The organism is Kitasatospora sp. NPDC028055 (genome assembly GCF_040637885.1).
Taxonomy (GTDB): domain Bacteria; phylum Actinomycetota; class Actinomycetes; order Streptomycetales; family Streptomycetaceae; genus Kitasatospora.
On sequence record NZ_JBEZXE010000001.1, the window covers coordinates 135,860 to 157,079 of the forward strand.

Below are 21,220 nucleotides of genomic sequence, written 5' to 3' on the forward strand. Positions count from 1 at the left end.
TGCATATAGAGCATCTCTGGAACCGTCTCAGGTGTCAAGTAGTACGATGTCTCACATGAACGATCTGGTGGCGGCCGCCCTGGCGGCGGCGAAGGAACGGGGGCAGGACGTCGCGGACGTCCCGCTGACGGCGATCGCCTCGGCGGCCGGGATGTCGCGCAGCACTCTGCTGCGCCGGCTCGGCGGCTCCCGGGCCCCCTTGGACGAGGCCGTCCGGCAGGCCGGCGTCGACCCGGGCGGACGGCCGCCGGTGCGGGAGCGGGCGATCGAGGCGGCGGGCCGACTGGTCGCCGAACGCGGCCTCGCCGGGGTGACCCTGGACGCCGTGGCCGACCGGGCCGGCTGCTCACTGCCCAGCCTGCACACCGTCTTCGAGGGGCGGGACGGCCTGTTCGCCGCCGTCTTCCTCCAGTACGGCCCGCTGCCGGACCTGGAGACGCTGGCCGCGGACCCGCCGGAGAGCCTGGAGGACACCGTCCGGGCGATCCACCGCACCTTCGCCGCGGCCTTCGACGGCGAGCCGAGGGTCGTCCCGGCGGTCTTCGCCGACCTGTTCGGCCGCCCGGACGGCCCCGCCGCCCGGATGATGGCGGCCCACCTGCCGCGGCTGTTCGAGGGCCTCTCCCGCCTGCTGCTGCCGCACGTCGAGGCGGGGCGGCTGCGCCCGTTGCCGCTTCCGGTGCTGGTCCAGCTGCTGCTCGGCCCGCTGGTCAACCACGTCCTGCTGAGACCGGTGCTGGAGCCCGCGCTCGGCGCCGGACTGCCGCCGCTGGACGAGGCGCTGGACCTGTTCGTCGAGGCCTACCTCCGGGCGGTCTCCCTGCCCGGGCCGGGCCACCGGAACCCCTGAACCGACCCCGAGGAGAACCCGTGATCGGCACCCTCCAGTGCCTGGTGCTCGACTGCCCGGCCCCGGGCCCGCTGGCCCGCTTCTACGCCGGACTGCTCGGCGGCGAGGTCGACCGCCCGGACCGCCGCTGGTCGCTCGGCACGGCCTGGTCCACCCTGCACCTGGACGACGGCAGGGTGCTCTGCTTCCAGGCCGTCGCCGACCACCGCCCGCCCCGCTGGGGCAGCGCCGAACACCCGCAGCAGGCCCACCTGGACATCGACGTGCCGGACCTCGACGCCGCCGAGCCCGCGGTGCTCGCCCTGGGTGCGGTGCGGCTGCACGACGCCGGGGGCTGGCGGGTCTACGCCGACCCGGCCGGCCACCCGTTCTGCCTGGTCCGCGGCTGAGGGGCGCGCGGAACGGCCGAGCCCCGGCCCCGGACGATGCCGGGAGCCGGGGCTCGGGTGCTGTTCGGAGCGGGGATCAGGCGTTGCGGCGGCGACGCGAGAAGAAGATCGCGCCGATGCCGCTGGCCAGCAGGCCGGCGGCGGCCGCGGCGGCCGACAGCATGCCGTCCGAGCCGGTGTGGGCGAGCGAGCCGCCGGTCAGCTGGGTGTCGGTGGTGGCGGTGCCGCCGGTGCCGCCGGTGCTGTCGGCCGTGCTGCCGGTGTCGGTGGTGCTGGTGAGACCGGCCTTGACGGCGGTGCCGGTGCCCTGGTCGGTGCCCTTGCCCGTGTACTCGGCCGGGGTGGCGGTCAGGTCGAGGGAGAAGCCCTGGGCGCTGGCCCACGCGTCCGCGTACTGGCTGCCGGCCGGCTGCTCGGCGAGGATGACCGCCGGGGTGACGTAGACCCGGCCGATCGGGGCGTCGGCGGTGAAGGCCAGGCGCACGTGCTTGGTGAAGGAGGACTTGGCCGCGAGGTTCTTGTCCGTGGTGAGGTGGTACACCAGCGGACCGCCGGCCTGGCCGTTCGGCGTGCCGGTGATGTCCGCCCAGCTGCCGTCGGCCTGCTGCACCTGGAGCTTGCTGTTCCGGTCGGCGACCACCACGGGGGAGAGGTTGTCGTAGTCCGAGGCGCTCTGGTTGTCCACGGTGAAGTCGAACTCGACCGGGGCGCCGCCGATCGCGGCGGTGCTCGGCGCGTTCTTGACCGTCAGGCCGAGGCTCTTCATCTCGACGTCCTTGGTGCTCTCCGACACGACCGTGTTCGCGCCGTCCACGATCGCGGAGTGGAGCGTGACGGTCCCGTGCGCGTTGGGCCAGTCGTTGTTGACCGGGGCGGAGAGGCGCAGCTGGAGGGTCTTGGCGGTGCCGGCGGCGACCGACACGCCCGGGATCTCACCGCTGAAGTTGAAGGTCTTCTCGCCCTGGCTGAAGTTCAGCGTGACGGGCTTCCAGGTGCCGTCGGCGTCGCGGTAGTCGACGGCGAAGCGGCCGGTGCTGCGCGCGGCCGGGTTGCTGACGTTCAGCTTCAGCGTGTACGTGGCGTCGGTGCTGCCCGGGTTGGTGACGGTCTCGGTGAACTCGACCGGCTTGCCGGAGTTGCCGATGGACGACGGCGGCTGCACCGACAGGGTCGGGCCGGAGGTGACGTTGATCGCGACGAACTGCGGGCCGCAGACGACGGGCGCGAGCGCCCCGCCCTCGCCGAGCATGGCCCACGGGTGGATGTAGGTGGTGCCGGTCGGGGCGTCGGCCGCGAAGGAGAGGCGGACGTGCCGGGTGAAGGAGGCACCGGGGGCGAGGGTCTTGTCCGCGGTGAGGTGGTAGCGGACCCGGCCCGACTGGTCGGGGGCCGCGGTGACGGTCTCCCAGCTGCCGTCCGCGTTCTGCACCTGGAGCTTGCTGCGCTGGTCGGCCTCGATGACCTTGGCGACGTCGGTGTAGCGCGCGGCGCTGGGGTTGGTCACCGTGACGTCGAACTCGACCGGGGCGCCGCCGGCGACGGCGGTGGTCGGCGCGTTCCCGACCTGCACCGTGAGGGCCTTGGCCGTCACGGTCTTGGTGCTCTCGGCGAGCGCGGTGTGGCCGGAGGCGTCGAGGACGGTGGAGTCGAGCTTGATGGGCAGGTCGTGGCTGCCCCAGTTGTTGCTGATCGGGAGGCCGAGACGCAGCTGGACCGTCTTGGTGGCGCCGCCGGCGACGGTCAGAGCGGTCGGGATCCCGCCGGTGAAGTGGCCGCCGGAGTTGGTGAAGGCCAGGTCGACCGGCTTCCAGGCGCCGTCCGCGTCGCGGTAGTCGACGGTGAGCTGGTTCCCGGACGTGGCCTCCGGGTTGCTCGCGTCGAACCACAGCTTGTACGAGGCGTCGGCGGTGCCGGGGTTGGTGACGGTCTCGGAGAACTCGACCGGCTCCCCGCCGTTGCCGAACGACTCAGGGGTGTTGACCGTCAGCGACGGCTGGCCGGCCTGGGCGGTCGGCTCGGCGGAGGCGGTGGCGGCAGCCGGGGCGTCGGCGGCGTAGGCGGCCGGGGAGGAGACCACGGCGCCGGTGGCGAGCAGCACGCCGAGGGTGGCGGCGGTGACGACGGCGGAGCGGGAACGGCGTGCGCGCACGACGGACATTCGGGATACCCCCCAGGGTGTTTCACCGGCAGCTTTCCGCTGCTGGTCGATCAGCACGGTACGGATCGGACCTGAGGTCCGGGGTGGTGTCCCCGGTGTCGCCTGCGGTCCGCTCGGGCGGGTTCCCCCGCCGCTCACTCACATAGACGTGCAAGGGCCCGGGGGGTTGCAGGTGAGTTCAGAACTTTTTCGGAGAATCTTTGAAACCGCTCTGACCTGCGGTTTCACCGGCGCCGCGGCCAGGACTCAGTCCAGCACCAGCCGGTCACCGAGCCGCAGCCGCCCGGGGGCGGCGACCTCGGCGAGGGCGTCGAGCCGGCCGTCGTGGGCGTGCACGATCGCCTTGAGGATCTCCGGCGCGTGCGGCAGGCCGGGCTGCGGGGCACCGCTCATCGCGCAGCGCTCGCTGGAGGAGACGAAGGCGAGCCGGGCGCTGTCCGGGCCCCCGCCGCGGGCCTGCCGGCCGAGCCAGGCGTCCTCGACGAAGGGCGGGGTGCCCGGCGGGGTGCGCAGCACGATGTTGGGGCGGAACCGGCGTTCGTCGACCACCGCGAAGGGGACGGCCTCGCGGACCCAGTCCAGGGTGGCGGTGCTGAGCACGCTGACGGGCAGTCGGTCGAAGTGCGGGACGGCGTCCTCGCGGGCGAGTTCGACGTCCTCGCGCTGGAGGTAGGCGCGTAGGAAGGCGGTCGGGTGGTCGACCCGGCGGCCGAGCGGGTCGAACAGTTCGGGGCCGTCGATCCGGCGGCCGAGCCGGGCGGAGAGCCGGAGCAGCCCGTCCATCCGGCGGAAGCGGCGGGTGTTCTTGCCCGAGCCGAGCTTCCCGGAGGCGTCGCGGACGGCGTAGAGGCGGTCCCCGGCCAGGCCGCGCACGTCCACGTCGACGGAGTCGAGCCGCTCGCCGCCGGTGGACTTCACGGGGTAGCGCCAGAGTCGCTCGATCACTCCGATGATCTCAGCCATGGCCGGAAAGCCTAGTGGCGCCATCGGAGTTGGTCTAGACCAAGTGTGACCCCGGTCGGGCCGGTCAGCCCAGCCGCGCCACCGCCCGCACCGGGGCCCCGTCCGCGGCCACCAGGCGCAGCGGGAACAGCGACACCTCCACCGGCCGACCGGCCTCCTGCGCCGCCAGCAGCGCCCGCAGATCGGTCAGGTTCTCGGCGATCACCCCGCCGCCGTCCGCGCCCAGCAGCACCCGGTGGGCGGCCAGCGTCGGCTCCTCCACCGGGTCGGGCCCGTCGTGCTCGTCGGTGAGGTCGGCGAGCAGCGCGGCGACCGCCGGGTGCTCCGGCCCCGGGTCGGGGGTGGGGTCCACGCTCAGCGCGTCCACGCCGACCGTCCGCACCCCGGCGGCCACGATCGCCTCGGCGGCGGCCGCGGTCAGGCTGGGGTGGGCCAGGTAGGCGTCGGTGCCCCAGTGCCGGGCCCAGCCGGTGGCCAGCAGCAGGACGGTGCCCTCGGCGCAGCGCGCCAGCGCGGGCGCCAGCAGGTCGGGGGTGACGGCCGTCCGGGGCTCCAAGCCGCGCAGGTCGGCGACCACGGCCGGGCCGGTGAACCGCTCCAGCGGCAGCCCGTCCAGGGTCGGCCAGGTGACGTCCACGTGGTACGGCGCGTCCACGTGCGTCCCGGACTGCGAGCCGAGGTGCAGGGCCAGCACGTTCACCCCCGCCGTGGCGGTGGTGAGCGCGGGCTCCAGCAGGACGGCCGGGTCGCCGGGGTAGACCGGCATCGCGGTGGTCACCTGATGGGTGAGGTCGACGAGGGTCGCTGCCATGCGCCCATCCTCCCAGGGGGCGCGCCCGCGCGGGCCCGCTCCGCCGTGCCCGGGGCGGAGCCGCAGGTGGGGGCGGGACAGAATTGTCTCCATGGGAACTGCGAAGCGTCAGCCGTGGGTGGTCGGGGTCTCGGGAGCGTCGGGGACGCCGTACGCGGCCTCGGTGATCCGGGCGCTGCTCGCCGCCGGTGAGGCGGTGGACCTGATCGTCAGTCGGGCCGCCCGGCTCACCATCCTGGACGAGACCGGGATCTCCTTCCGGGATGCCCACTGGCGCGCCGACCTCGCCCGGTGGCTGGGGACGGACGAGGGCCTGGACGACGTCCGCTACTGGCCGGCCGGGGACTTCGCGGCCGGCCCGTCCAGCGGCTCGTACCCGGCCAAGGGGATGCTGGTGGTCCCGGCGACCACCGGCGCGGTGGCCGGGATCGCGCTCGGCCTGAGCAAGGACCTGCTCCAGCGGGTGGCCAGCGTCACCCTCAAGGAGCGCCGTCCGCTCGTCGTCTGCGTGCGCGAGGCGCCACTCAACGGGGTGACGTTGAAGCACCTGGTGGAGCTGGACGCGCAGGGCGCCGTCGTGCTCCCCGCCTCGCCCGGCTTCTACGCCGGCGGCTCCACCGTGCGCGAACTGGTGGATTTCGTGGCCGGCCGGGTGCTGGACGCCGTCGGCGTGCCGCACTCCCTGTACCTGCGCTGGGAGGGCGAGTTGGGCGCGGCCGCCCGCAAGCCGGGCGACGGGGACGCCGCTCGACCTGAGGGGGAGTAAGGAGAGCGAGGGCGGGAGAGTATCTTCTCTGCGATATCCGGGTCGTTCAGCGCACGGCGCCTTTGAATCCGGATAATGATCTGTGGGTCTGGTGAGGTTCGGAAGGACGCGGACGGTATATGGACACGGTGGACAGACAGCTCATCCAGGCGCTCCGGGAGAACGGCCGTGCGTCCTACGCCGAGCTGGGCCGACTGGTCGGCCTCTCCGGCCCGAGCGTCACGGACCGCATCAACCGCCTGGAGCAGGCCGGTGTGATCACCGGCTACCGGGCGACGGTCAACCCGGCCTCGCTCGGCTTCGGCGTCACGGCCCTGATCGGTCTCCAACTGACCGACGCAGCCGACCACGAGGACGTCGCGTTCCGGCTCAAGGACCTCAACGAGGTCGAGGACTGCTGGTTCATCGCGGGTGACGACTCCTACATGCTCAAGGTCCGGGTGGCCGATGTGGCCGGCCTGGAGTCGGTGGTCAAGCGGATCTCGGGCACGAAGGGCGTGGCCCGCACCCGCACCACCGTCGTACTCTCCACGAAGTGGGAGAACCGGGTGAGCGAGCTCCCCCCCGAAGGAGAGTGACGGCATGGCACTGGTCGGTCTGGAGGAGCTGCACGCCGCTCGGGAGCGGATCGCCGGGGTCGCGGTGCGCACCCCGCTGGTCCCCGCCCCCTGGGCGTCCGAGGACGGGCGGCGGCTCTGGCTCAAGCCCGAGAACCTCCAGCCGACCGGGGCCTTCAAGACCCGCGGCGCCTACAACCGGCTGGCCGCGCTCACCCCGGAGGAGCGCGCCCGCGGGGTGGTCGCCCAGTCCAGCGGCAACCACGCGCAGGCGGTGGCCTACGCGGCGCAGCTGCTCGGCCTCAAGGCCGTGATCGTGATGCCGGACACCTCGCCCGCCGTGAAGGTCGAGGCCACCCGCGCGTTCGGCGCCGAGGTGATCCTCGTCCCACCGGGGGAGCGGGACGCCCTGCCCGGCGAGCTGGCCGAGCGGCACGGCTTCGTCTGGGTGCCGCCGTACGACGACCCGTTCATCATCGCCGGCCAGGGCACGGTGGGCCTGGAGATCGCCGAGGACGCCCCGGCCGGGCTGGACACCGTGCTGGTGCCGGTGAGCGGCGGCGGCCTGATCAGCGGGACGGCCGCCGCGCTCAAGCTCACCCGCCCGGGCGTCCGGGTGATCGGGGTGGAGCCGGAGCTGGCCGCCGACGCCCGGGAGAGCCTGCGCTCCGGGCGCCGGGTGGAGTGGCCGGTCGCCGACACCTACCGGACGGTCGCGGACGGGCTGCGCACCCCCTCGGTGGGCGTGCTGCCGTACGAGCACCTCACGGCCTACGTCGACGACATCGTCACCGTCACCGAGGACGAGATCCGCGCCACCGTCGCCCTGCTGGCCCGCCGCGGCCGGCTGGTCGCCGAGCCCTCCGGCGCGGTCGCCCCGGCTGCGTACTTCCACCGCGCCGCCGAGACCGGCGGCCGGACGGTGGCCGCCGTGGTCAGCGGCGGCAACATCGACCCGGGCCTGCTCGCCGAGCTGCTCGCGGCCTAGGCGTAACCTCGTCTCCGGTAAGGAATCGAATGTCTGAGGAGGCGGGGCACCGCATGGACGCAGGGCTCAAGCGCGAGCTGGAGGCGAAGGTCTACGCGGGTGAGCGGCTGACCCGCGAGGACGGGATCGCGCTCTACGAGAGCGACGACCTGGCCTGGCTGGGCGGGCTGGCCCACCACGTGCGGACGCGGAAGAACGGCGACGTCGTCCACTTCAACGTCAACCGCCACCTCAACATGACGAACGTCTGCAGCGCGTCCTGCGCGTACTGCTCGTTCCAGCGCAAGCCGGGCGAGAAGGACGCCTACACGATGCGCATCGAGGAGGCCGTCCGCCTCGCCAAGGCGATGGAGAGCGAGTCCCTCACCGAGCTGCACATCGTCAACGGCCTGCACCCCACCCTGCCGTGGCGCTACTACCCGCGCTCGCTGCGGGAGCTCAAGGCGGCGCTGCCGAACGTCTCGTTGAAGGCCTTCACCGCCACCGAGATCCACTGGTTCGAGAAGATCAGCGGCCTGCCCGCCGACGAGATCCTGGACGAGCTGATCGACGCCGGTCTGGAGTCGCTGACCGGCGGCGGCGCGGAGATCTTCGACTGGGAGGTCCGCCAGCACATCGTCGACCACGACACCCACTGGGAGGACTGGTCGCGGATCCACCGCCTGGCGCACGGCAAGGGCCTCAAGACCCCGGCCACCATGCTGTACGGCCACATCGAGGAGCCCCGCCACCGGGTCGACCACGTGCTGCGGCTGCGCGAGCTCCAGGACGAGACCGGCGGCTTCCAGGTCTTCATCCCGCTGCGCTACCAGCACGACTTCCACGACTCCAAGGACGGCGTCGTGCGCAACAAGCTGATGGCCCGTACCGAGATGGCCACCGGCGCCGAGGCGTTGAAGACCTTCGCGGTCTCCCGGCTGCTCTTCGACAACGTCCCGCACGTCAAGGTCTTCTGGGTGATGCACGGCGTCACCACCGCCCAGCTGGCGCTCAGCCACGGCGCGGACGACATGGACGGCTCGGTGGTCGAGTACAAGATCACCCACGACGCGGACAACTTTGGCACCCCGAACAAGCTCGGCCGCGAGGACCTGCTCGGCCTGATCCGGGACGCCGGCTTCCGCCCGGTGGAGCGCAACACCCGCTACGAGGTCATCCGCGAGTACGACGGCCCCGACCTGACGCGTCGCGAGACCCCGCAGGCGATGCGCCTCTGACCTGCGCACTTCCGCCGCCCGGACCGCACCCGCGGCCCGGGCGGCGGCGTCTTCACCGCTCCCGCACGCGACCCGGGTTTACCAACGGGTACGGCGTTTGGCAGGATCGACGGCATGTCCGGTTCCCATCGCGCCACCGAGTACCCGCCGTACGAGCCGATGCCGGAGCCGGGGTACGGGGTGCCGCAGCAGTCGCACGGGGCGCCGTACCAGGCGTACGAGCCGTACCCGCAGGCCGTCCCGCAGCCCGCTCCGCAGGAGTACTACGGCGAGTACCACCAGCCGGCCGACGGGTACTCCGGGGCGTACGAGCAGCCGTTCGAGCCCTTCCAGCCCTTCCAGCCGTACGTCGTCGAGCCGGAGCCGGCCCACCAGGAGCCGCTGTACGAGCAGCCGGCGTACGAGGAGCCGGCGTATCAGGAGCCGGTGTACGAGGAGCCGGTGTACGAGCAGCAGCCCGAACCGGTCGCGCCCCTCGCGCCCCTCGCCTCCGTCACGCCCATCGTCGCCGCGGCCCCCGCGCCCGGTGGCCGGGCCGCCGCCCGGGGCCGACGGCGCAAGGCGAAGCAGAAACGCCACGGCAAGGCCGTGATGGCCGGCACCGCGCTGCTGGTCGCGGCCGCCGCCGGCTGGTACACCGTCGGCCAGGACGGCGCCAAGTCCGTCGCCGCGGCCGCCGACGGCCCCGGACCGGAGGGCGTCAGCAAGCCCGACCAGCCCGTCACGCCCGCCCCCGCGGCCGTCCAGGCCGCCGCCGACCGGCAGGCCGCCCCCGCGGCCGCCGGCCGCAGCGAGACCCGCCCGGACGGCTCGCTGGCCGCGATACCCGGCCTCGGGGCCGCCTTCACCGCGAAGATCCCCGCCGCGACCACCCAGGTCGTGGTCGCCACCGGCCAGGGCAAGGACACCGACAAGAACAGCGTCACCCTGTGGACCCGCACCCCCGAGGGCCGCTGGCTGGCCGGTGAGACCTGGCAGGGCCACAACGGCAAGAACGGCTGGACCACCGACCACAACGAGGGCGACCTGCGCAGCCCGATCGGCGTCTTCGACCTCACCGACGCCGGCGGCAAGAAGGACAACCCCGGCAGCAAGCTCCCGTACGACAAGGACGCGAGCTTCGTGGTCTCCGGGACGGGCTTCTTCGGCGACCAGCTGGCCGGCTCCTTCGACTACGTGGTCGCGATCAACTACAACCGGGTCGCCGGCAGCTCCCCGCTCGACATGCGCCGTCCGATGGGCAGCAAGAAGGGCGGCGGCATCTGGCTGCACGTCGACCACGACGGCCCGACCCACGGCTGCGTGTCGATACCCGAGGACAAGATGGCCCAGCTGATCCGCACCCTGGACCCGGCCGCCCACCCGGTCATCGTGATGGGCGACGCCACTTCGCTGGCCGCCTGACCTCGGCGTACACCCGGGCCCAGGCGCCCCAAGGGTCTTGTGGACCCCCTACAGTTCCCCGGTGTGGATCCTGTAGCCGGTCGTGCCCGGCTGACCAGCGGGTAACCCGGTTCCATGGCAGCATGAGCGGTTCGCGCATTGTGGCACTCGGGCACTACCAGCCTCCCAAGGTGCTCTCCAACGACGATCTGGCGGCATTCGTCGACACCGACGACGAGTGGATCCGTACCCGGGTGGGGATCCGCACCCGGCACATCGCCGAGGGCGAGACCCTGGTCGACCTCGCCACCGAGGCCGCGCAGAAGGCGCTGGCCAACAGTGGCCGGACGGCGGCGGAGATCGACCTGGTCGTGGTCGCCACCTGCACCGCGATCGAGCGCAGCCCCAACACCGCCGCCGCGGTGGCTGCCCGGCTGGGCGTCCGCGCGCCCGCCGCGTACGACATCAACACGGTCTGCTCCGGCTTCTCCTACGCGCTGGCCACCGCCGACCACGCGATCCGGGCCGGTGCGGCGCGGCGCGCGCTGGTGATCGGCGCCGAACGGATGTCCGACACGCTCGACTGGACCGACCGCTCCACCTGCGTGATCTTCGGCGACGGTGCGGGCGCCGCGGTGGTCGAGGCCCAGGAGGAGGGCGCCGAGCCGGGCATCGGACCGGTGGTCTGGGGCTCCGAGCCGGAACGGGGCGACGCCGTGGTGATCACCGGGTGGGACCCGGTGATCAGCCAGCAGGGCCAGTCGGTGTTCCGCTGGGCCACCACCCAGCTCGCCCCGCTGGCCCGGCAGGCCTGCGAGCGGGCCGGGATCGACCCGTCGGAGCTCAAGGGCTTCGTCCCGCACCAGGCCAACCTGCGGATCATCGACGCGATCGCCGCCAAGCTGGGCCTCGCCGACGCGGTGGTGGCCCGGGACGTGGTCGACTCCGGCAACACCTCGGCCGCCTCGATCCCGCTCGCCTTCTCCAAGCTGGTCGAGCGCGGCGAGCTCTCCCCGGGCGACCCGGTCCTGCTCTTCGGCTTCGGCGGCGGCCTCGCCTACGCCGGCCAGGTCGTCCGCTGCCCTTGATTCGCCCGCTCGCCTCCGGGGCGCTCTGACCCGGTGCCGACGGTCGGCGCTCCCTCGCTCCTTCGTCGCTCCCTCGCTTCTCCCTTTCGGCACCGGCGCGCCCCTTCGGCTCAAGGCGGGCGGGTAGCAGGCGAGCGGGCGAGTAACAGCAGCAATGCCGGTGGGCGGGCACCCTGTGTGAGGGGTGCCCGCCCACCGGCATGTCTGGCGCGCGTGCGGTACGTCGGCGGACCTCCCCCGAGGACACGGCCGCCGTCCGTCGTTCCCCGGACAGGAGGCCGGGGCTGCGCGCGGAGCGGATGGTGGGTCGGAGGACGGTCCTACTTGGGCGCCTTCTTGCCGGTGACGCCCAGGTACACCAGGGGAGCGAGGTTGGGCTTGAGGTCCTTGACCTTGACGCCCCAGGAGGTGAAGGCCTTCTGGTGCTCGGCCGCCGAGGCGAGCAGCGAGACCAGGGCCCCGGCGACGGCGTTCGGGTCGAGCGTCTTGTCGGCCTGACCCTTCGCCTGGAGTTCCTTGACGGCTTCCGCGAGCGGCTTGGCGACCGAGTTGAGGACGGTCATGCGGATCTTGAAGAACCGCTTGTCCCCTTCCGCGGCACCGAGCGTGACCACTCGGAGAATGGCGTCGTTCTTGCGCCAGAAGGCGAGGAATCCGTCGACCAGTTCTTCCGAAGTGGTCGGTCCGGACTTCCCTGCCCAGGACTTTCCGGCCACCAGCTCTTTGAGGGTGTCGGAGTCCTTGGCCATTTCCTCGGCGATTTCGAGGACTGCGCCCTCGACATCCGGGAAGTACTGGTAGAAGGTCGCGGGGGAGGTACCCGCCATACGGGCGACGTCGATGACCTTGACGTCCCGATAGGGCGACGTGCTGAGCATCTCGCGGAGGCAGTCGAGCAGCTTCTGCCGCGTCTCCTGTCCGCGTCGCCCGGCGACGCGACCGTCGACGGTGCGAACTTGTCCTGTCATGCCGTCAGCTTACCGTGGCAAGATCTTGGCGCGATTCGGTGATGCGACTATTACTCCGCACGGGGGGCGCTATAGCGGCCTGAACCACTTCGGACGGATATTCACCGGGCTCCGAAGGCGCTCTTGAAGCCCCCCCGTGTGCTTTTGACCCCATAGCGTGACGGCGAGTCCGCTGAGGGGTGGTCGGGTGACAGAGCGTGACCGGTACTGGGGGTCGGACGGTGGACGGTCCGGACTCCGGGGCGCAAGCCGGTGCCGGAACGGGCGTCAGGATCCGGCCGTTCCGTCACCGCTGACCAGCGGACCGACGGTCCGGGGCGGCGGCCGTCTCCCGGTGGGGGAGGTTGGAGTTGCGCCGGGCGGCATTGGAGAATCGGGTCCGGCACCACGCGGCGGGTGCGGACGACGGGGAGGTGGCTGCGGAGTGGACCAGCTGACGGCGCACGATCCGAGGAGGATCGGGCCCTTCGAGGTGCTGGGGCGGCTCGGCGCGGGTGGGATGGGGCTGGTCTACCTGGCGCGCTCCGCCTCAGGGCGCCGGGTGGCCATCAAGACCGTCCGGGGGGAGCTGGCCGAGGACGAGCTGTTCCGGGTCCGCTTCGCCCGGGAGATCGCGGCGGCCAAGACGGTCGGCGGCTTCTACACCGCGGCCGTGGTGGACGCCGACGCGGACGCCCGGGTGCCCTGGCTGGCCACCGCGTACATCCCGGCGCCCTCCCTGGAGGACCTGGTCGAGGAGTGCGGGCCGCTGCCGGTCGACGCCACCCGCTGGCTGGTCGCGGGCATCGCCGAGGCGCTGCAGTCCATCCACGCGGCCGGACTGATCCACCGCGACCTCAAGCCCTCCAACGTGCTGGTGGTCGAGGACGGCCCGAAGGTGATCGACTTCGGCATCGCGGCCGGGGTCTCCAGCACCCGGCTGACCATGACCAACGTCGCGGTCGGCACCCCCGCCTACATGTCCCCGGAGCAGGCCCGGGACAGCCGTACCGTCCGGGGCGCCAGCGACGTCTTCTCGCTCGGCTCGCTGATGGTCTTCTGCGCCACCGGGCACCCCCCGTTCCGCGGCTCCAACCCGGTCGAGACGGTGTTCCAGCTGCTGCGCGAGGAGCCGGACCTCACCGGGATGGCGCCCGAGCTGATGGACCTGGTCCGGGCCTGCATGCAGCAGGCGCCCGAGCGCCGGCCCACCCCCGCGCAGATCCAGGCCGAGCTGGCCCCGCACCTGTTCTCCCGGGACGACGCCGCCGGCGAGGTCGGCGACTGGCTGCCGCCCCACGCGCTGGAGCTGATCGAGCGCAAGCGCGGCCGCCGCCCGAGCGCCCAGCCCCGCTCGTACGCCGGTCCGGCCGAGCCGCCGCGGCCGCCGCACGCCCAGGGCCTGCCGCAGCAGTCGCCCGTGCCGCCGCAGCACCCCGGCCCGGACGACCCGCGCACCTACCCCGGGGCCGGGCACGCCCCGCCGACCGGGCCGGTGCACGCCGGGCCGCGCCCCGGCCAGGACGACGGGATCCCGACCGCGAAGATCCCCTCCAAGAACAAGCACCGCGCGCCCACCGGCGGCATGGCCGTCGAGGTGCAGCTGTCCGGCGCCTCGGTGCGGATAGGCCCGGGGCCGCGGGCCGAGCACGAGCAGCCCGGTCCGAGCACCGCCCCGGCCACCACCGACTGGGTCCGCCGGACGGCGCCGACCCCGCCGCCCGCTCCGACCCCGCCGCCCGCCGCGGCGGCCCGCTGGCGCCCCTGGCGGTTCCGGATGTCCAACGACGTCTGGGGCACCCCGGTGGTCGCCGACGGCACGCTCTTCGTCTCCAGCTTCGAGGTGCACGCGCTGGACATCGCCTCCGGCGAGCGCCGCTACAAGACCCGGGACGTCGCCTGGGCGCTCGCGGTGGACGCCGGCCGGGTGCACGCCGCGGACGGCCCGCACCTGTACACCGTGGACGTCGCGGACGGCACCGAGCGCTGGCGCACCTCGCTGGACGGCTGGGTCTACTCGCTCTCCGCCGCCGACGGCGTGCTCTGCTGCGGCGTGCGCGGCGGCGGCGTCCAGCTGCGCGCGGCCGCCACCGGCGCCGAGCTGTGGCGCGCCGACGACGCCCAGCAGGACTACGAGAACCCGCAGTCCGGTCCGGTCCTGGTGGGCGGCGCCGCCTACTACTTCGGCGCCGGACGGCTGCGCTGCGTGGATCCGCGCGGGGCCGGTCTGCGCTGGTCGTTCCAGGTCGGCGAGGACGTGCCCGCGCACCCGGTCGAGCGCGGCGGCGTGCTGTACGTGACGGCGGGCACCCGGGTGTACGCGCTGGACGCGGCCAGCGGCACCGAGCGCTGGCGCTTCGACGCCCCGGTGGTGCTGTTCACCCCGCCGACGCTGGACGGCGACGCGGTCTACGTGGCCGACTACCTGGGCACCGTCTACGCGCTGGACGCGGCCACCGGCCGGGACCGCTGGCGCGGGGTCACCGGGAGCCGCCAGGGCGCCGAGCCGGTGGTGGTCGGGGACGGCATGGTGCTGGTCGGCAGCGGCGAGGTGCTGTACGCCTTCGAGGCGGCGACCGGCCGGGAGCGCTGGCGCTACACCACGCGCGGCGAGATCGTCGGCTCCCCGGCGGTGGCCGACGGCCTGGTGCACCTGGGCAGCCGGGACCACTCGCTGCACACCCTGGACCTGGCGACCGGTCAGCTGCGCTGGGAGCTCGGCACCAAGGGCGAGCTCACCGGCTCCCCGGTGGCGGTCGGCGGGCGGGTCTTCGTCGGTTCCAAGGACCGCTGCGTGTACGCGCTGGACGCCTACTACGGCACGGCGGTGCCCGCCCGCTGAGCGGGGCGGACACCGCCGTACGGTGCTGCTACCCGAGGGTCAGGCCTTGCGGGCCCCGGGGTGGCGGCTGCACCAGCCCTCCCATGCGGAGGAGACCATGTCCTCGACGTCGTGGCCGGCGCTCCAGCCCAGCTCGCGGTGGATCAGGTCGGCGGCGGCCACCACCCGGGCCGGGTCGCCGGGGCGGCGCGGGGTCACCTCGGCGGTGGTGTCGTAGCCGGTCACCTTGCCGATGACCTCGATCATCTCCTTGACGCTGACGCCCTCGCCGCGGCCGATGTTGAGCACCAGCGCGGTCTCGCCGGCCGGGTCGGCGGCCAGCCGCTTGGCGGCCGCCACGTGGGCCGAGGCGATGTCGGAGACGTGGATGTAGTCGCGGACGCAGCTGCCGTCCGGGGTCGCGTAGTCGTCGCCGAAGACCCGCGGGGCCTGGCCGGCGGTCAGCCGCTCGAAGACCATCGGGATCAGGTTGAACACCCCGGTGTCGGAGAGCTCGGGCGAGGCGGCGCCGGCCACGTTGAAGTAGCGCAGGGCCACGGTGGACATCCCGTAAGCCTTGCCCGCCGCGGCGACCAGCCACTCGCCGGCCAGCTTGGTCTCGCCGTACGGGCTCATCGGGGCGCACGGGGTGGACTCGGTGACCAGGTCGACGTCCGGCATGCCGTAGACGGCAGCGGAGGAGGAGAACAGGAAGCGCTTGACGCCGCCCTCGGCCGCGGCCTCCAGGACCGTCTGGAGGCCGATCATGTTCTCCCGGTAGTACAGGAACGGCTGCTCGACCGACTCGCCGACCTGCTTCTTGGCGGCGAAGTGCAGGATGCCCTCGATGCCGTGCTCGCGGATCGCGGCGTCCAGGACGGCGCGGTCCAGGGTGGAGCCCTCGATCAGCGGGACGCCGGCCGGCACCCGGGAGGCGTCGCCGGTGCTCAGGTCGTCCAGGACGGCGACGCGCTCACCGGCGTCGAGCAGCTGGCGGACGACGTGTCCGCCGATGTATCCGGCACCGCCGGTGATCAACCAAGTCATGCGGCAATCCTAGGGCCCGTCTTCAAACCCCCGTCGTCGGGCGAGTCGGGACGTCAAAACGGACAAATCGGTGAAATGCTGACAAAGATTTCCGTGCTCTCATGCCCCGCGCCCTCGCGCGGTGACGAATCGGAGGCAGCCAGGTGAGCCGAAAGAAGGAACACAACCGACCGCTCCCGGCCGGCCCCCGGCCGACCGGCCCCAAGGCGGCGCACCGGCGGCTGCTCGTGCCCGGCGGGGTCGTGGTCGTCACGGCGCTCGCCCTGGCGCTGGCCGGGTGCAGCAGCTCGTCCTCCTCCTCCAAGGCCACCTCGTCCTCGACCGCCTCCTCCGCCGGCGCGAGCAAGCAGGCCTCCGCCGCGCCCGCCGCCCAGCCGGGCGGCGCCAACCAGCTGCAGGACGCGTACCAGAAGGTGATCGCCGACGTGCTGCCCTCGGTGGTCCAGATCACCACCGGCGACAGCCTCGGCTCCGGGATCGTCTACGACGACAAGGGCGACATCGTCACCAACGCCCACGTGGTCGGTTCGGCGACCACCTTCACCGTCACGCTGGCCAACTCCACCAAGGCGCTGGACGCCGCCCTGGTCGCCAGCTACCCGGACGCCGACCTCGCGGTGATCAAGCTCAGCAACCCGCCCGGTGGCCTCAAGCCGGCTGCCTTCGGCGATTCGAGCAAGGTTCAGCTCGGCCAGATCACCCTGGCCATGGGCAGCCCGCTCGGGCTCTCCAGCAGTGTCACCCAGGGCATCGTCTCGGCCACCGGGCGGACCGTCTCCGAGCCCCGCGGCGGCGGTTCGCCGGGCGCCACCATCGGCAACATGGTGCAGACCTCGGCCGCGATCAACCCGGGCAACAGCGGCGGCGCGCTGGTCAACCTGGACAGCAAGGTGATCGGCATCAACACCCTCGCCGCGACCGAGCCGCAGAGCAACGGCGCGGCGGCCCCCGGCATCGGCTTCGCCATCCCGGCGTCCACCATCACCAACATCACCGACCAGCTGATCAAGCAGGGCAAGGTCACCAACTCCGGGCGGGCCGCGCTCGGCATCACCGCCCGGACCAGCTTCAACCAGCAGTTCCAGCCGGCCGGCGCGGTCATCGTGGCGGTCAGCCAGGGCGGCCCGGCCGCCTCGGCGGGGCTCCAGGCAGGCGACGTCATCACCAGGATCGGCGACACCCCGGTCGACTCGCTGAACGCGCTCACCACCGCGCTCGCCTCGCTCACCCCGGGCACCAAGGTCACCGTCAGCTACACCAGGGACGGCAACAACGCGACCGCCGACGTCACCCTCGGCACGCTGGAGAGCAGCTCCTAGCCGCCCCCCGACCCCGGTACGCCGGCCGGCCCGTACACCGCGCAAGGGTTCCGCGGGGCGGCCGCCGCACCGGACCGGCGCCGGGACCCGTCCACTGCCTCGACGGGTCCCGGCGCCCCTTCGCGTTCCGGGCCCGTTCGCGGTCCGGGCGCCTTCGCGTTCCCGGACCGGCTCCTAGCGGCGGGCGGTGCGGGTGCGCCAGGGCAGCTCGACGGTGACGGTGGTCGGGCCGCCCTCCGGGCTCTCCACCAGGAACACCCCGTCCACCGCCCGGATCCGCTCGGCCAGCCCGGCCAGGCCGCTGCCCGGGTAGGGGGCCGCCCCGCCCCGGCCGTCGTCCTGGACCAGCACCATCAGCTGGTCGTCCGAGCGCCAGACGTCCACCGAGGCGGTGGTGGCGCCGGCGTGCTTGGAGACGTTGGTCAGCAGCTCGCTGACGGTGAAGTACGCGATGCCCTCGACCGCCGAGTCCGGGCGCTCGGGCTCGCCGTCCGGCCCGGCCAGGTCGACGTTCACCTTCACCCCGCCCGGGACGGTGCAGCGGGCCGACACCGCGGACAGCGCCGCGTCCAGGCCGCGGTCGGTGAGCACCGCCGGGTGGATGCCGCGGGCCAGGTCGCGCAGCTCCTGGAGGGCCAGCTTCACCTCGCCGTGCGCGTTGTCGACCATCCGGGTGGCGACCGCCATGTCCTCCTGGGTCTCCACCTCCCGCAGCCGCTCCTTGGCCATGCCGAGGTCCATCGCCAGCGCGACCAGCCGGGCCTGGGCGCCGTCGTGCAGGTCGCGCTCGATCCGGCGCAGGTCGGCGGCGGCGGTCTCGACCACGGTGCCGCGGTCGTCCTCCAGCTCGCGCACCCGCTCGGCCAGCGCGCCGGGGAAGAGCAGTGACTCGATCAGGATCCGGTCGACCGCGGCCATCGCACGCACCATGAAGGGCAGCACCGGCCACAGTGTGACCACCGAGACCAGGGTCAGGGTGAAGCTCAGGATGCCCCAGGGCAGCATCAGCACGTTGTAGAGCGCCGAGCGCCAGTTCAGCAGGTCGGTGAGGTGGGCGATGGTGTAGCCGACCACGCCCGGGCGGCGCTGCTTCACCGGCTGCGGATCGTCGATCGCGGAACCGTACGCCGAGCGGGCCCGGCTGCGGCCCAGGGCGCCCAGGGCACGGGATCCGGCCAGACCTGCGGCCAGCACCGGCAGGCCGATCACCGTCACCGACAGGCCCAGGCCGACCGACAGCGCGGTCACCGAGAGCACGAAGCCGGCGATGCCCAGCGGGAGGTTGAGCATCAGGTGTCCGACCTGGCGCCACATCCGCGCGCCGTACAGCGGCGGACGCTCCATCCGAGCGTCCTGCTCCTTGATGGCGTCCACGGCGCGGTTCAGCGACTTCATCGGATCATCCGTCCCCTCGTTCGAGCTGGCGGCCCCCAGCATCCCTAACGGGGGAGGGGGTGTGCCATGGGGGTGATACATCTTCCCGGGCGGGGGTTATCCCCACCCCGGCGGGCCCCCGGGCGTTCACCGGGTTGTCCACCGGACGTCTTGCGGAGCGGGCAGGTTTCGGGGGGAGTGGAGCCCTCCCCTTAGACTCACGCATTGGCCATGGTTAAGACCGTGTGAGGAAAAGTCGTAGAACTGTCTTGAGGGCGGGTTCGCGGCCGAGGTGGAGGCGAAGGCATGGAGGGGCAGCAGGTGGCTGCCGTCGCGGCCGACCCGGCGGTCGGCGGCGGCTACTTCGACGCGTACGCCGCGATGGGCCTGCTGGCCGTCATCGGGGTGCTCTTCGTGACCGTGGCGTTCACCGCCAACCGGCTGCTCCGGCCGGTGGTGTACTCCCCCGAGAAGCTCCTCGCCTACGAGTGCGGGGTGGACCCGGTGGGCGAGGACTGGGCGCACACCCAGATCCGCTACTACGTGTACGCCTTCCTCTACGTGATCTTCGCGGTCGACGCGATCTACCTGTTCCCGTGGGCGACCGTCTTCGCGACCGCCGGGTACGGCGCCGGAACGCTGATCGAGATGTTCCTCTTCATCGGCTTCCTCGCGGTCGGACTGCTCTACGCCTGGAAGAAGGGCGTTCTGGAATGGACGTGACGCACACCCACTCGCACGGTGGCCAGGGCGGTCCCGTCCCGCTCGGACTGCCCGACCCGGCCCGCCCCGGCGCCGTCGAGCGCCGGAGCATCGGCCCGCTGGCCCGGCTCGCGCCGGACCCGGTCAAGGTCGTGCTCAACTGGGGCCGCCGCTACAGCCTGTGGTGCTTCAACTTCGGCCTGGCCTGCTGCGCGATCGAGTTCATCGCCGCGTCCATGGCCAAGCACGACTTCATCCGGATGGGTGTGATCCCGTTCGCGCCCGGCCCCCGGCAGGCGGACCTGATGATCGTCTCCGGGACGGTCACCGACAAGATGGCGCCCGCCGTCAAGCGGCTCTACGAGCAGATGCCCGAGCCGAAGTACGTCATCTCCTTCGGCGCCTGCTCCAACTCCGGCGGCCCGTACTGGGACTCCTACTCGGTCACCAAGGGCGTGGACCAGATCATCCCGGTCGACGTCTACGTGCCCGGCTGCCCGCCGCGGCCGGAGGCGCTGCTCCAGGGCATCCTCAAGCTCCAGGAGAAGATCGCCGCCGAGTCCCTGCCCGGCCGCTACACCGCGCCCGCCGCGGTGCTGCGCCGACCGCTGGTGGCGGGGCCCCCGACCGATGGAGGAGTGTCGTGAGCGAGCGCGGCGAGCGACCTGTCGAGACGCTCACGGCGGAGCAGTACGCGGCGTCGGTCGGGGAGTGGGCGACCGGCGCCGAGGCGTACGGGCTGATCACCGTCGATGTGCCGGCCGAGCGCTGGATCGAGGCGCTCACCACCGCCCGGGACGTGCTGGGCCTGGGCTTCTTCGACTGGCTTAGCGCCGTCGACGAGCTCGCCGAGGGCTTCTCCGTGGTCGCCCACCTGGCCGCCGTCGAGGCGCCGGGCGTGCGGCACCTCGCGCTGCGCACCCGGGTGCCGCGGGACGGCGCCGCACTGCCGAGCGCCGTCGCGGTGTACGCCGGGGCCGCCTGGCACGAGCGCGAGACCCACGAGATGTTCGGCATCGACTTCCCCGGGCACCCCCACCTGGCCACCCTGCTGCTGCCGGACGGCTTCGAGGGGCACCCGCTGCGCAAGGAGTTCGTGCTCGCGGCGCGGGTCGCCAAGGACTGGCCGGGTGCCAAGGAGCCGGGCGAGTCGGACCACGGCGGCGGCCCGGCCCGGCGCAAGATGCAGCCGGCCGGTGTGCCGGACCCGAACGAGTGGGGGCCGCTCAAGGGCACCCTGCCGCCGGTCGCCGAGCGGCCCGCGCGTGGTGCGCGGGCGGCCGGTGCGGCGGCGCGCACCCCGCGGGCGGGCGCGGCGGCGGCCGGGGCCGGGGCCGGCGCACCCGGCGCCGAGGGCGCTCCGGCGGTGCGGGCGGACCGGCCGCGGCGGACCAGGTCCGTCTCCGAGGGCTCGGCGAGCCAGGCGGGCGGCGAGGCCGCGGCGGCGCCGGGGACCTCGGCTGCTCCGGGCGTGCCTGCTGTTTCGGACGTGCCTGCTGCTCCGGGCGCGCCTGCTGTTTCGGACGTGCCCGCTGCTCCTGCCGCTGCCGAGGGCGCTCCGCCGGTGCGGGCCGACCGGCCGCGGCGGACCCGGTCGGTGTCCGACGGTTCGGTCAGCCAGGCGGCCGACGCCGCCGCCGAGCCGGCGGCCGAGCCCCAGACCCCGGCCCCGGCTCCGGCTCCGGCTCCGGCCCGGCCACGGTCCTCCGACGCGCCCTGGCACAACCCGGTGCCCGCCCACGAGGAGAAGCCGTCGGGCGAGGCCGGCGGGCAGGAGCCCGGTGGGGCGAAGGACGAGAACCCGGCCGGAGCGGCCGACCAGGACGGAGACGGCGCGTGA

The 21,220-nt window shown here is 73.2% G+C and carries 19 protein-coding genes; 13 read left to right on the forward strand and 6 right to left on the reverse strand.

Annotated features, from left to right (window positions below; all coding sequences use genetic code 11):
- Positions 1–55 precede the first annotated feature (55 nt).
- The gene (locus AB0F71_RS00645; protein ID WP_360225977.1) at positions 56–850 is read left to right on the forward strand and encodes a TetR/AcrR family transcriptional regulator; all 795 of its coding nucleotides are present in this window, start codon (positions 56–58) and stop codon (positions 848–850) included.
- A gap of 20 nt (positions 851–870) precedes the next feature.
- On the forward strand, positions 871–1,239 hold the full coding sequence (locus AB0F71_RS00650; RefSeq protein WP_360225980.1) for a VOC family protein: 369 nt from the start codon (positions 871–873) through the stop codon (positions 1,237–1,239).
- 76 nt (positions 1,240–1,315) lie between these two features.
- Here the strand turns inward: AB0F71_RS00650 and AB0F71_RS00655 are convergent, their stop codons facing one another.
- The 3 genes from AB0F71_RS00655 to AB0F71_RS00665 form a co-directional block, all read right to left on the reverse strand.
- The gene (locus AB0F71_RS00655; RefSeq protein ID WP_360225983.1) at positions 1,316–3,388 is read right to left on the reverse strand and encodes an LPXTG cell wall anchor domain-containing protein; all 2,073 of its coding nucleotides are present in this window, start codon (positions 3,386–3,388) and stop codon (positions 1,316–1,318) included.
- 255 nt (positions 3,389–3,643) lie between these two features.
- Positions 3,644–4,360, reverse strand: a complete 717-nt coding sequence (locus tag AB0F71_RS00660) for an MOSC N-terminal beta barrel domain-containing protein (RefSeq protein WP_360225986.1) — start codon at positions 4,358–4,360, stop codon at positions 3,644–3,646.
- A gap of 64 nt (positions 4,361–4,424) precedes the next feature.
- Positions 4,425–5,171: a cyclase family protein gene (locus AB0F71_RS00665; RefSeq protein WP_360225989.1), complete on the reverse strand. Its 747-nt coding sequence runs from the start codon at positions 5,169–5,171 to the stop codon at positions 4,425–4,427.
- Between the two features lie 91 nt (positions 5,172–5,262).
- On the opposite strand from AB0F71_RS00665, the gene AB0F71_RS00670 reads away from it, so the two are divergent.
- The 6 genes from AB0F71_RS00670 to AB0F71_RS00695 all read left to right on the forward strand — a co-directional run bounded on the left by AB0F71_RS00670 (position 5,263) and on the right by AB0F71_RS00695 (position 11,170).
- Positions 5,263–5,937, forward strand: a complete 675-nt coding sequence (locus AB0F71_RS00670; protein ID WP_360225992.1) for a UbiX family flavin prenyltransferase — start codon at positions 5,263–5,265, stop codon at positions 5,935–5,937.
- Positions 5,938–6,056: 119 nt separating this feature from the next.
- Positions 6,057–6,515 carry an Lrp/AsnC family transcriptional regulator gene (locus AB0F71_RS00675; protein WP_030232219.1) on the forward strand — a complete coding sequence of 153 codons (459 nt, stop codon included), beginning with the start codon at positions 6,057–6,059 and terminating at the stop codon, positions 6,513–6,515.
- A gap of 4 nt (positions 6,516–6,519) precedes the next feature.
- A complete protein-coding gene (locus AB0F71_RS00680; RefSeq protein WP_360225995.1) occupies positions 6,520–7,482 on the forward strand; it encodes a threonine/serine dehydratase in 963 nt (320 codons plus the stop codon).
- A gap of 53 nt (positions 7,483–7,535) precedes the next feature.
- Positions 7,536–8,699: an aminofutalosine synthase MqnE gene (mqnE, locus tag AB0F71_RS00685; RefSeq protein ID WP_360225998.1), complete on the forward strand. Its 1,164-nt coding sequence runs from the start codon at positions 7,536–7,538 to the stop codon at positions 8,697–8,699.
- Between the two features lie 114 nt (positions 8,700–8,813).
- Positions 8,814–10,103, forward strand: coding sequence for a L,D-transpeptidase family protein (locus tag AB0F71_RS00690; RefSeq protein WP_360226001.1), 1,290 nt, complete (start codon positions 8,814–8,816; stop codon positions 10,101–10,103).
- Between the two features lie 122 nt (positions 10,104–10,225).
- Positions 10,226–11,170: a beta-ketoacyl-ACP synthase III gene (locus AB0F71_RS00695; RefSeq protein WP_360226004.1), complete on the forward strand. Its 945-nt coding sequence runs from the start codon at positions 10,226–10,228 to the stop codon at positions 11,168–11,170.
- Positions 11,171–11,490: 320 nt separating this feature from the next.
- Here the strand turns inward: AB0F71_RS00695 and AB0F71_RS00700 are convergent, their stop codons facing one another.
- On the reverse strand, positions 11,491–12,138 hold the full coding sequence (locus tag AB0F71_RS00700) for a TetR family transcriptional regulator (protein WP_360226007.1): 648 nt from the start codon (positions 12,136–12,138) through the stop codon (positions 11,491–11,493).
- 424 nt (positions 12,139–12,562) lie between these two features.
- On the opposite strand from AB0F71_RS00700, the gene AB0F71_RS00705 reads away from it, so the two are divergent.
- A complete protein-coding gene (locus tag AB0F71_RS00705) occupies positions 12,563–14,959 on the forward strand; it encodes a PQQ-binding-like beta-propeller repeat protein (protein ID WP_360226010.1) in 2,397 nt (798 codons plus the stop codon).
- A gap of 39 nt (positions 14,960–14,998) precedes the next feature.
- Here AB0F71_RS00705 and galE read toward each other — a convergent pair whose 3' ends face one another.
- Positions 14,999–15,985 carry a UDP-glucose 4-epimerase GalE gene (gene galE / locus AB0F71_RS00710; protein ID WP_360226013.1) on the reverse strand — a complete coding sequence of 329 codons (987 nt, stop codon included), beginning with the start codon at positions 15,983–15,985 and terminating at the stop codon, positions 14,999–15,001.
- A 221-nt stretch (positions 15,986–16,206) separates the two neighbouring features.
- Here galE and AB0F71_RS00715 point away from each other — a divergent pair, with 221 nt between their 5' ends.
- Positions 16,207–17,304 (forward strand): trypsin-like peptidase domain-containing protein, encoded by a 1,098-nt coding sequence (locus AB0F71_RS00715; RefSeq protein WP_360227637.1) that lies wholly within the window; start codon positions 16,207–16,209, stop codon positions 17,302–17,304.
- Between the two features lie 174 nt (positions 17,305–17,478).
- Here AB0F71_RS00715 and AB0F71_RS00720 read toward each other — a convergent pair whose 3' ends face one another.
- Complete coding sequence (locus AB0F71_RS00720) at positions 17,479–18,648, reverse strand: sensor domain-containing protein (protein ID WP_360227640.1); 1,170 nt, start codon at positions 18,646–18,648, stop codon at positions 17,479–17,481.
- A 336-nt stretch (positions 18,649–18,984) separates the two neighbouring features.
- On the opposite strand from AB0F71_RS00720, the gene AB0F71_RS00725 reads away from it, so the two are divergent.
- The 3 genes from AB0F71_RS00725 to AB0F71_RS00735 are packed head-to-tail and all read left to right on the forward strand — an operon-like array spanning position 18,985 to position 21,220.
- On the forward strand, positions 18,985–19,401 hold the full coding sequence (locus AB0F71_RS00725) for an NADH-quinone oxidoreductase subunit A (RefSeq protein ID WP_360226015.1): 417 nt from the start codon (positions 18,985–18,987) through the stop codon (positions 19,399–19,401).
- Positions 19,392–20,027 (forward strand): NADH-quinone oxidoreductase subunit B family protein, encoded by a 636-nt coding sequence (locus AB0F71_RS00730; RefSeq protein WP_360226018.1) that lies wholly within the window; start codon positions 19,392–19,394, stop codon positions 20,025–20,027. Before AB0F71_RS00725 ends, AB0F71_RS00730 begins: the two co-directional genes overlap by 10 nt.
- Positions 20,024–21,220 (forward strand): NADH-quinone oxidoreductase subunit C, encoded by a 1,197-nt coding sequence (locus tag AB0F71_RS00735; RefSeq protein WP_360226021.1) that lies wholly within the window; start codon positions 20,024–20,026, stop codon positions 21,218–21,220. The genes AB0F71_RS00730 and AB0F71_RS00735 overlap by 4 nt, the downstream gene beginning before the upstream one ends.

Excerpts from the sequence above, each read along its gene's own strand:
- mqnE (WP_360225998.1), top strand. The coding sequence starts at position 7,536 with ATGGACGCAGGGCTCAAGCGCGAGCTGGAGGCGAAGGTCTACGCGGGT.
- AB0F71_RS00730 (WP_360226018.1), top strand. The coding sequence starts at position 19,392 with ATGGACGTGACGCACACCCACTCGCACGGTGGCCAGGGCGGTCCCGTC.
- galE (WP_360226013.1), bottom strand. The coding sequence starts at position 15,985 with ATGACTTGGTTGATCACCGGCGGTGCCGGATACATCGGCGGACACGTC.
- AB0F71_RS00670 (WP_360225992.1), top strand. The coding sequence starts at position 5,263 with ATGGGAACTGCGAAGCGTCAGCCGTGGGTGGTCGGGGTCTCGGGAGCG.
- AB0F71_RS00665 (WP_360225989.1), bottom strand. The coding sequence starts at position 5,171 with ATGGCAGCGACCCTCGTCGACCTCACCCATCAGGTGACCACCGCGATG.
- AB0F71_RS00695 (WP_360226004.1), top strand. The coding sequence starts at position 10,226 with ATGAGCGGTTCGCGCATTGTGGCACTCGGGCACTACCAGCCTCCCAAG.
- AB0F71_RS00720 (WP_360227640.1), bottom strand. The coding sequence starts at position 18,648 with ATGGAGCGTCCGCCGCTGTACGGCGCGCGGATGTGGCGCCAGGTCGGA.
- AB0F71_RS00700 (WP_360226007.1), bottom strand. The coding sequence starts at position 12,138 with ATGACAGGACAAGTTCGCACCGTCGACGGTCGCGTCGCCGGGCGACGC.
- AB0F71_RS00690 (WP_360226001.1), top strand. The coding sequence starts at position 8,814 with ATGTCCGGTTCCCATCGCGCCACCGAGTACCCGCCGTACGAGCCGATG.
- AB0F71_RS00725 (WP_360226015.1), top strand. The coding sequence starts at position 18,985 with ATGGAGGGGCAGCAGGTGGCTGCCGTCGCGGCCGACCCGGCGGTCGGC.
- AB0F71_RS00680 (WP_360225995.1), top strand. The coding sequence starts at position 6,520 with ATGGCACTGGTCGGTCTGGAGGAGCTGCACGCCGCTCGGGAGCGGATC.
- AB0F71_RS00645 (WP_360225977.1), top strand. The coding sequence starts at position 56 with ATGAACGATCTGGTGGCGGCCGCCCTGGCGGCGGCGAAGGAACGGGGG.
- AB0F71_RS00675 (WP_030232219.1), top strand. The coding sequence starts at position 6,057 with ATGGACACGGTGGACAGACAGCTCATCCAGGCGCTCCGGGAGAACGGC.
- AB0F71_RS00660 (WP_360225986.1), bottom strand. The coding sequence starts at position 4,360 with ATGGCTGAGATCATCGGAGTGATCGAGCGACTCTGGCGCTACCCCGTG.